Raw genomic sequence first — 8,569 nt, forward strand, 5'->3', positions numbered from 1 at the left:
TGTATAGATTTCAGCTACTTTTAGGCGTAGGCACTCTCATCGAATTTTATTTTAAGTTAATTATTTGCATAACAATTACCGAAGAGCCCAAAATTATGCAAGAGGTCTAGTGAAGTCGCTGGTTTCGCTCTACTCCTTACGGGGCAAGTCTTTCAACCGATTTTACTCCTTCACTCCCGAAAAATTGAGCCAACGATGAGTCCTGACTCGGAGAATACTGACAGCTTTCTTTTGTCTTTTGCCTTTTTACTTGCTATAAAGTAGGTTTATTGAAGAAGTGGAGGGAATCATCATCCTATGGCGATAATGGCAAAATCATTTAGACAAAGACTGGCAGAGATTTTCGGGTTTGACCTGCGATCGCTGGCTTTATTTCGCATTGCCTTGGCGTTAGTAGTTTTAGTAGATTTATCGGTTCGTTTTAGCCAAGTAACTGCCCATTACAGCGAACTAGGGGTTTTACCCCTAGGAAGCTTATCGAAAGTCTCTGCTAGTCCTTTTTACTGGTCTATTTTTGCTCTCAGTGACTCGGTGCTGGTGCAGAGTATCCTGTTTATTGTCGCTATAGCGATCGCATTATTGCTTTTAATTGGCTATCATACCCGTTTAGCCACGATCGCCACTTGGGCGCTAATCGTCTCTTTACATCATCGCAACCCCCTGTTACTATTTGCCGCCGATGACGTAATCCGGGCAGTATTATTCTGGGCGATGTTTTTACCCCTTGGTGCCTGTTATTCCGTGGAAAGTGCCTTAAACACCAATCCCAACCCCTTACCCAAGCGTGTGGTTTCGGCTGCCACGGTCGCTTTTATGATACAGGTGTGTTACATCTATATGTGGTCAGCGGCCTTTAAAACCAAAAGTGAGACTTGGTGGCCCGACGGTACGGCTGTTTATTACTCTCTCAGTTACGATCAATACGGTACTGCTTTTGCCGGTTTTTTACTATCTTTACCGCCACAATTACTAGAAATCCTCACCTTTTCAGCGTTAATCTTTGAATGGGTGGGTCCACTGCTAATTTTTATTCCCTTTCGCAATAGTCTCTTTAAAATAGTCGCTATTCTCTCGTTTATTCTCTTACATATCGGTTTTGGTCTCAGTTTTCATCTGGGAATTTTCCCGTTTTTGAGTGTTACCCATTGGTTGCCGATTATCCCTAGCTTAGTCTGGGATTGGGGACAAAAACGGATGAGAAACCCAGAAAGAGAAGGTTTAAGGATTAATTATGATCGAGATTGTGGATTTTGCAAAAAAGTTGTTCATCTTCTCCGCACTTTTCTCATTTTACCCGGCACTCCCCTGTTAGTCGCTCAGGATAACCCCTCAATATACGAGGATATGGTGGCCCAAAATTCTTGGGTGGTGGAAGATTGGCAGGGAAAACGGCAGTTTAAATGGTCAGCAGTGGTTTATATTGTCAGTCTTTCGCCAATTTTCTGGTTTTTAGCGCCAATTTTGCGTTTACCGCCCCTTATGGCCCTGGGAACGAGAATTTATGAGTGGATTGCCTCCCATCGTCGTTTTATGGGCAATTTCACCAAACCTTTCAAGTTTCGTCCCCTGACGATTAAATCCTCTTTACCTTTAAATATTTTGGTAATTTTCTTCTTATTGTTGACCAGTATCTGGAATTTACGCAGTTTTGTCCGGCAATCGGCCATTAGAGGCGATTTAAATACACCTTTAATTCAGTCCCTCGATCGCTTGCTCACCCGTCGTACTTTCAATACAATTGATATTCTGGCAAAAGTTACCCGTTTAGACCAGTATTGGACTATTTTTGCCCCTTCCCCCCCTCGCGATGATGCTTGGTTTGTGGCAGTCAGTCAATTAGCCGATGGTTCCACGGTAGATATATTTAGAGAAGGACAGCCGGTAATTTGGGATAAACCCACTGAAAGCGATCGCAATCATTTGTATAAAACCATGCAGTGGCGACAGTATTTTATTAATCTTAATCGATCTATCGGTGGGTCAGTTTATGGAGAGTTTGGTCAGTATCTCTGTCAAAACTGGAATCAGCAGCACGGTAGTGATCAACAGATTAAATCCCTGCGACTTTATATTATGCGGGAAAGGACTGTCCCCCCCGGAGAAAAACAGGGAATCGAAAAAGAACTACTCTGGCAGCAAAACTGTCTTTAATCAGTTATCAGTCATCAGTTATCAGTCATCAGTTATCAGTCATCAGTTATCAGTCATCAGTTATCAGTTATCAGTTATTAGTCAGATAAAAGACAACTAAAAATGGACAACTGATAGCTGATTGCCGATTGCTTCTTTTTCCCTTTCAAACTAACTACCGCTAAACCTTAAACATCGCTAGAACCGCTCTGGAGACTAGCGAGGGATTTTTCAAAATTCATTCTCTGTTCAGCATTGCGGAGAAAGTAACCACTCATCATTGCTGAGGCCAATAACCGGCCCAGATGTTCGCGACTGGTACTGATAGTGACCCCGAAATGTTCCGAAGGAAGGTTGCCCAAAAGTCCGATAATGTTGCGTTCCATCACTTGGAAAACCTCTTGGGACTCCGGTTTCGAGAGTTGGGCGATTGTCTCCGGACTTAAGGTCTGGACATACTGCCACAAACTCTCGGAAAATTCACTATCGGTACCGAATAAATTGTGAGGGCGATCGTTTTCTCTATACACCTTTGATCTCCTTAACTCAATTTTTTTATAAACTATCCTTTTTGGTTCTTCCAATTTAACAGTTTTTTGAGATAGTGGGGTTCGGTAGAACCGAACCTGAAGGTGATGGTAATTCCAAGGAGAAAATCCATCTCCGGCAAAAATCAAAAACTGCCCCGAGAAGCAGATAACCGATCACTGTTCACTGATAACTTTTATTTACCCATACCTAACTGCTGGGCCTTTTGATAGACTTTCCCCTCCGTCAGCAGCGAGGGGGCAATCACCACTTCCACCTGTTGCATTTCCTTTAAGTTCTTAGCACCCAAAGTTCCCATACTGGTTTTCAGCGCCCCCAAGAGGTTATGAGTACCATCATCTAATTTTGCCGGTCCAACGAGGATTTCGGCAATAGTTCCCGTACTGCCCACGCTAATTCGGGTCCCCCGGGGTAGAACTAGGCTAGGTGTGGCCATACCCCAGTGAAAACCGCGGCCAGGGGCCTCCACGGACCGGGCAATGGGAGAACCAATCATCACCGCATCGGCGCCACAGGCGATACATTTGCAGATATCACCGCCGGTAATAATGCCGCCATCGGCAATAACGGGGACGTATTTACCGGTTTCTTGGAAAAAATCGTCCCTAGCGGCGGCACAATCGGCCACAGCAGTGGCTTGGGGAACTCCCACCCCTAAAACGCCGCGAGAAGTACAGGCAGCCCCGGGACCGATACCGACCAAAACCCCGGCTGCCCCGGTTTTCATCAGGTTTTGGGCGACTTCGTAGGTGACGCAGTTGCCCAAAACCACGGGAATGGGCATTTCTTGGCACAGTTGTACTAAATCGAGGGGGGTGATAGCTTCCGGGGATAAATGGGCAGTGGAAACAACGGTTGCTTGGACAAAGAGAATATCGGCCGCTGCTTGGGCAACAATAGCACCGTATTTGACGGCACCGGCAGGGGTGAGGCTAACTGCCGCAATACCGCCTTTTTCTTGAATTTCTTGGATACGAAGCTCGATTAGTTGCGGTTTAATCGGTTCTGCGTAGAGTTCCTGCATTAAACCGACGAATTCTGATTTGCCGACTGCGGTAATGCGATCGAGAATCGGGTTAGGATCTTCGTAACGGGTTTGAATTCCTTCGAGGTTTAGTACCCCTAGCGCCCCCAACTCGGAGAGAAGGACAGCCATTTTAGTATCCACCACCCCATCCATAGCGCTGGCGATAATCGGGATTTCCCGCTCGATATTGCCGAGAGACCAACGGGTATCGGCTAAACTAGGATCGAGGGTTCGCACTCCGGGTACAAGTGCGATTTCATCGATACCGTAAGCTCTACGGGCTGTTTTGCCCCGACCAATAATTGTATCCACGTTTCTATACTATTTCAGACCTATTTAGCCTAGACTAGCAAATTTCGCACCATCTCGAACAGCTTTTCGGTATTATTGCTGACTAGGCCCTGGGAAAATAATCGCCGCAGTCGATCGCTTGTTCGGTGTTGGCGCTCCTGGGTTGTACACTACATTTGAGGCGATAATCGTTGGTAAAGTAGCGGCAGTGGGAGCAAGGGATGGAGTGCATTCGTCGGGCAACTTGCCAACTATCGCGCACGGCACTGGCTAAAGACCAGCAAACTAAAGCGATAATGGCAGCGGCGATTGAAAAACGTAAAATAATCCAGATTTCCATGGCGAGCAACTAAAATTACCTGATTTGAATAGGAATCAACCGAGGCAATTGGCATAGGTTTAGATACTGAACAGTTTACTGACATCCAGACTAACCGTTAGCAATCACCAGACTTTTAAGCACATTTTCGGTCATAGCCGCTAGTTGATCCAATTGTTCCTGATGGCGTTTTGCCTGTTTTTTGGCTTCTACCTTGCGTTTCAGGGCTTCCCGGGCTAAATCATCGCGATTTCTGCTTAAAGCTTCGATCGCTACTCGATTCCATGTTTCTGCTTCTTGAATGGCTTTTTTGTACTGGGGGTGAATTTCATCCCAACTAACCTTAAGATTGCTTAAAGCCCCTTTTAACAGGGTTTGGGCATTGTTGGGGTCGGCTCCGATTAGGGATTTTTTCAGAGGTTCATAGAGTCCCACCGCTTGTAAATGGGTAATAATCGGGATAAATTCTTCTATCTGTTGACTTTTGCTAATACCAGTCTTACACCAAGTGGCAAAATGTTCGCAGTTGTTAAAAAGAAGATTATATTTCTGCTCCCCCAGACGACTTAGCGCCCTTTCGACCACCACATCGGGGATAAAGGAAAATCCCACCTCTACATGGCGCACCACATAGATTTTACCGCCCCTAGCAAAAGTTTCTAGGGAAGTTCGTTCGACAATCTCGCTCGGTTTTCGGTAATGAATGACGCTACCATCACCGCAATCGATGCCATGATGAGCATAAACACCCTGAAGATTGAGCAATTGCCGATAAGCGTATATTTGATCCCCTTTAGCCATATTTTTTTAGTGATAAAGTAAACAAGGAGATTATCTATTGACCCAGTTTTTCTAGTTATTAATCTTATATTTTAGAGATTATGGATGCTTTTAGTCCCTTTCCCCCTGACTGGACAGAGAATGCTGTTCACGCCTACAATTTTTGTTGTCCTTACTGTGGGGCAAAAGCTAAAGAAGCTCAGGCCGTTTGGATCAATCGCCGCGCTCCCGTTTTAGGAGAAGATTCTCGACGTAAATGGCAGGAATTCTATCATTGTCAATGCGATCGAGTTTGGTGGGCCTGGAGTAGTGATCGACCTGCCGAAAATAAGTAATTCTGAATCGAGAATCGAAAATATGGCCGATGTTTATGTTTCTTGGGATGAATACCATCGTCTGATCGAAAAATTAGCAGTAAAAATCGATCGTTCTGGTTGGCAATTTGCTCAGATTGTCTGTTTAGCTAAGGGAGGATTGCGCGTCGGTGACATTCTCTGTCGTCTTTTTCGTCAACCCCTAGCCATTCTCTACGCTGCTTCCTACGGGGGGCAAAATCATCAAATTCGGGGAGAATTAACTATTTCCTCGAATTTAGCCATGATCGAAACCAAATTAAAGAGTCCCTTGTTATTAGTGGATGATTTAGTCGATTCGGGAATTACCCTCCAAAAAACCTCGATTTTGTTACAGGAAAAATACGGGATTACCAATATCAAAACTGCGGTTATCTGGTACAAAGCAGCATCAAGAATCAAACCTGACTATTATGTGGAATACTACCCCGATAATCCTTGGATTCATCAACCCTTCGAGCGTTACGAGTTAATTACACCCAAAGACCTCCTAGAATAAATTCAGTTTACCAACAGCTTAGAGAGTTTCCCCTTAAAAATCCCACCAAAGAAGATTCATGTCTGAAATCGGCAACGCCATCTATTCTCCGTAGGATTCAGCAGTAATTTTGCCCCGAAAAACGATGTAGTTATAAACTGTATAGGCTAGTAAAATTGGGATTAAAAAACCCACAAAAGTCAGCATAAACACCAAAGAACTAGGGGCGGCCGCCGCTTGATAAATTGTCACTGACGGGGGAATAATATCGGGAAAAATCAACAATCCCAAACCGAGAAAAGAGAGCATAAACAGCAATACTGTCCAGACCATGGGGGTGTTTTCTTCCTTTAGTTGCAAACTCCGCAGTAATAAACCCAGTAACAGCACAGCTAAAATCGGGATGAGGATAAAGATGTAAATTAGTCGAGGATCAAATAAACGCTGACGGATATGGTCAGAAAGCAGCGGCGTACTGATGGTGATAAAGACAGCACCGATAAAAGTGGTAATAGCGGCAATTTTTGCCGTTTTATAGTGAACTTCCTGTAAATTACCCGTAGTTTTCAGAATTAGGTAAGTGGAACCCACTAAAACATAAGCTTGGATTAAAGTTAGAGACACTAGAATCGATCGCCATGTTAACCAATCAAAGGGGCCGCCGGCAAAATGACCCAATTCATCCACTTTAATGCCCTCAAAAACCGCACCGAGGGCGAATCCTTGCCCCAAAGCGGCCAAAAAACTGCCGAGTCCGAAGGCATAATTCCAGAACAATTTCTGGCGAGAATGTTCACGAAACTCGAAGGAAACAGCCCGAAATAATAGCCCCACCACCATAATCACAGCAGGCAGGTATAAAGCGTTTAAAATTGTCCCGTAAGCTAGGGGAAACGCCCCAAACAGGGAACCCCCCATCAAGACAATCCAAGTTTCGTTAGCATCCCAAACATTGCCCAAGCTGGTCATTAAAATACTGCGACGCTTCTCGGAAGAGGAAGTCAGGGAAAGAATTCCCACCCCCAAGTCAAAACCATCGAGAAGGACGTAGAGAAATAGAAATAATCCCAGAATCAAAAACCAAATTTGTGGCAGAAAATACTGTAAAGGTTCCATAGTTCCTCCTATTGTTGCGCTTCTAGGGAACGAGGATTTAGTTCTGGTGAGGTCACTTTTTCCTCTTGAGTCCCCGGCAGTGGTAAGTTAAGATTTGGTCCCTGACGGATAATACGACTGCCGAAATAGAGAGCAGAAACCAAGAAAACCACATAAATCGCCGTAATTCCGATTAAAGAGGTTAAAATCTCGCCCGCAGGTAGATGAGAAGCTGCATCCACCGTCCGGATTTGATTGTAAACTGTCCAGGGTTGACGACCGACACAACGGACAATCCAACCGGTTTCCACCGCAAGATAACCCAGGGGGGCAGCAAAAACCCAAGCGCGTAGTAACCATTTTTGACTGTCGATTTTTTCGTTAGATAATTGACCGCGCAGCCATTGCCCGACAGTTACAGTCATTAAAGACGCAAGAAAAAGACCGATAGCGACCATAATCCGGAAGGAATAATAGATTAGCCCCACCATGTGCGGTCTATCTTCGTATTTCCACGTTTTTAAGCCGAGAACAGGTTCCGATAACTTGGGTTTTAACTCCAAAAGATAACCCAAGGCGTTAGGAATCTTCACTTCCCAGCTATTTGTCTCCGCTTTATCCTTGGGTAAAGCGACCAAACTCCAACCGGCAGTTTCTCCTGCGGGAATGGTTTCCCATTGCGCTTCCATGGCGGCTAATTTAGCCGGTTGATAGTGATACACTTGTTCGGCACTAAGATGACCGACAAAAATTTGCAAGGGAGCGATAACAATCGCTAGAGTAAGAATAATTTTGAGAGAACGACTAAAAAAGCTAATGTGACGTTTATTGAGCAAATACCAAGCACTAATCCCACCAATGACGAAAAGAGAAGTTTCCAGAGTAGCGAAAAACATATGCAGGAAACTATTAACCATGAAGGGATTGAGAATCGCTTGTAGGTAATCTTGAACGATAAATTTACCATCCACGAAAATGCCGCCAGCAGGGGTTTGCAGCCAAGAATTAGCGGTTAAAATCCAGAAAGTGGAAAGATTAGCCCCAAAAGCGACGAGAATTGTCGCCAGGAAGTGAATTAACGGGGGAACTCGTCCCCAACCAAACAGCATAATTCCCAGAAAACTAGCCTCTAGCATAAAGGCCATGGTTGCCTCGAAACCGAGGATAGTTCCGAAAAAGTCCCCCACTGCTTCCGAAAAAGGCGCCCAATTCATGCCAAACTGAAAAGCCATGGGTAAACCAGAAGCAACTCCAATGCCGAAATTGAGAATGTAGAGTTTTGACCAGAAGCGAGCGTGATGATAGTAGTCAGGATTGCGGGTTTTTAGCCATAATCCTTCGACAATAACTAGATAAATGCCCATACCAGTGGTTAACACCGGCCAAAGCATATGGAAAATAGCGGTAAGGGCGAATTGTATCCTCGACAAAGCGACGGGATTGGCAAGTAAATCCATGATTATCGAAAATTTGGGTTAAAACCCCGTCGTTTTACGACGGCTTTTCTTGATCTTTAATATAGCACTTAAGAACTTCCAGGGTTGCAC

9 protein-coding genes are annotated in these 8,569 nt (G+C 44.7%); 3 read left to right on the top strand and 6 right to left on the bottom strand.

Going from position 1 to position 8,569, the window contains the following annotated elements:
- The first annotated feature begins 297 nt into the window (after window positions 1–297).
- Window positions 298–2,151 carry a hypothetical protein gene (locus BGL89_RS08330; protein ID WP_286825312.1) on the top strand — a complete coding sequence of 618 codons (1,854 nt, stop codon included), beginning with the start codon at window positions 298–300 and terminating at the stop codon, window positions 2,149–2,151.
- A gap of 167 nt (window positions 2,152–2,318) precedes the next feature.
- Here BGL89_RS08330 and BGL89_RS08335 read toward each other — a convergent pair whose 3' ends face one another.
- The 4 genes from BGL89_RS08335 to BGL89_RS08350 all read right to left on the bottom strand — a co-directional run bounded on the left by BGL89_RS08335 (window position 2,319) and on the right by BGL89_RS08350 (window position 5,117).
- The gene (locus tag BGL89_RS08335; protein ID WP_002796237.1) at window positions 2,319–2,660 is read right to left on the bottom strand and encodes a DUF760 domain-containing protein; all 342 of its coding nucleotides are present in this window, start codon (window positions 2,658–2,660) and stop codon (window positions 2,319–2,321) included.
- 194 nt (window positions 2,661–2,854) lie between these two features.
- Complete coding sequence (locus BGL89_RS08340; protein WP_286825313.1) at window positions 2,855–4,018, bottom strand: GuaB3 family IMP dehydrogenase-related protein; 1,164 nt, start codon at window positions 4,016–4,018, stop codon at window positions 2,855–2,857.
- Window positions 4,019–4,100: 82 nt separating this feature from the next.
- Window positions 4,101–4,337, bottom strand: a complete 237-nt coding sequence (locus BGL89_RS08345; protein ID WP_041804354.1) for a hypothetical protein — start codon at window positions 4,335–4,337, stop codon at window positions 4,101–4,103.
- A 90-nt stretch (window positions 4,338–4,427) separates the two neighbouring features.
- Window positions 4,428–5,117 carry a lecithin retinol acyltransferase family protein gene (locus BGL89_RS08350; protein ID WP_286825314.1) on the bottom strand — a complete coding sequence of 230 codons (690 nt, stop codon included), beginning with the start codon at window positions 5,115–5,117 and terminating at the stop codon, window positions 4,428–4,430.
- An 80-nt stretch (window positions 5,118–5,197) separates the two neighbouring features.
- On the opposite strand from BGL89_RS08350, the gene BGL89_RS08355 reads away from it, so the two are divergent.
- The gene (locus BGL89_RS08355) at window positions 5,198–5,431 is read left to right on the top strand and encodes a hypothetical protein (protein WP_002771307.1); all 234 of its coding nucleotides are present in this window, start codon (window positions 5,198–5,200) and stop codon (window positions 5,429–5,431) included.
- Window positions 5,432–5,453: 22 nt separating this feature from the next.
- Window positions 5,454–5,948, top strand: coding sequence for a phosphoribosyltransferase (locus BGL89_RS08360; RefSeq protein WP_286825315.1), 495 nt, complete (start codon window positions 5,454–5,456; stop codon window positions 5,946–5,948).
- Between the two features lie 81 nt (window positions 5,949–6,029).
- On the opposite strand, the gene cydB is transcribed toward BGL89_RS08360, so the two are convergent.
- Together cydB and BGL89_RS08370 are read right to left on the bottom strand one after the other, a co-directional pair.
- Window positions 6,030–7,043 (bottom strand): cytochrome d ubiquinol oxidase subunit II, encoded by a 1,014-nt coding sequence (cydB, locus tag BGL89_RS08365; protein WP_286825316.1) that lies wholly within the window; start codon window positions 7,041–7,043, stop codon window positions 6,030–6,032.
- Window positions 7,044–7,051: 8 nt separating this feature from the next.
- Complete coding sequence (locus BGL89_RS08370; protein WP_286825317.1) at window positions 7,052–8,479, bottom strand: cytochrome ubiquinol oxidase subunit I; 1,428 nt, start codon at window positions 8,477–8,479, stop codon at window positions 7,052–7,054.
- Window positions 8,480–8,569: the final 90 nt, after the last annotated feature.

This window comes from Microcystis sp. LSC13-02 (genome assembly GCA_002282935.1).
Taxonomy (GTDB): Bacteria; Cyanobacteriota; Cyanobacteriia; order Cyanobacteriales; family Microcystaceae; genus Microcystis.

Excerpts from the sequence above, each read along its gene's own strand:
- BGL89_RS08330 (WP_286825312.1), top strand. The coding sequence starts at position 298 with ATGGCGATAATGGCAAAATCATTTAGACAAAGACTGGCAGAGATTTTC.
- BGL89_RS08345 (WP_041804354.1), bottom strand. The coding sequence starts at position 4,337 with ATGGAAATCTGGATTATTTTACGTTTTTCAATCGCCGCTGCCATTATC.
- cydB (WP_286825316.1), bottom strand. The coding sequence starts at position 7,043 with ATGGAACCTTTACAGTATTTTCTGCCACAAATTTGGTTTTTGATTCTG.
- BGL89_RS08370 (WP_286825317.1), bottom strand. The coding sequence starts at position 8,479 with ATGGATTTACTTGCCAATCCCGTCGCTTTGTCGAGGATACAATTCGCC.
- BGL89_RS08360 (WP_286825315.1), top strand. The coding sequence starts at position 5,454 with ATGGCCGATGTTTATGTTTCTTGGGATGAATACCATCGTCTGATCGAA.
- BGL89_RS08350 (WP_286825314.1), bottom strand. The coding sequence starts at position 5,117 with ATGGCTAAAGGGGATCAAATATACGCTTATCGGCAATTGCTCAATCTT.
- BGL89_RS08355 (WP_002771307.1), top strand. The coding sequence starts at position 5,198 with ATGGATGCTTTTAGTCCCTTTCCCCCTGACTGGACAGAGAATGCTGTT.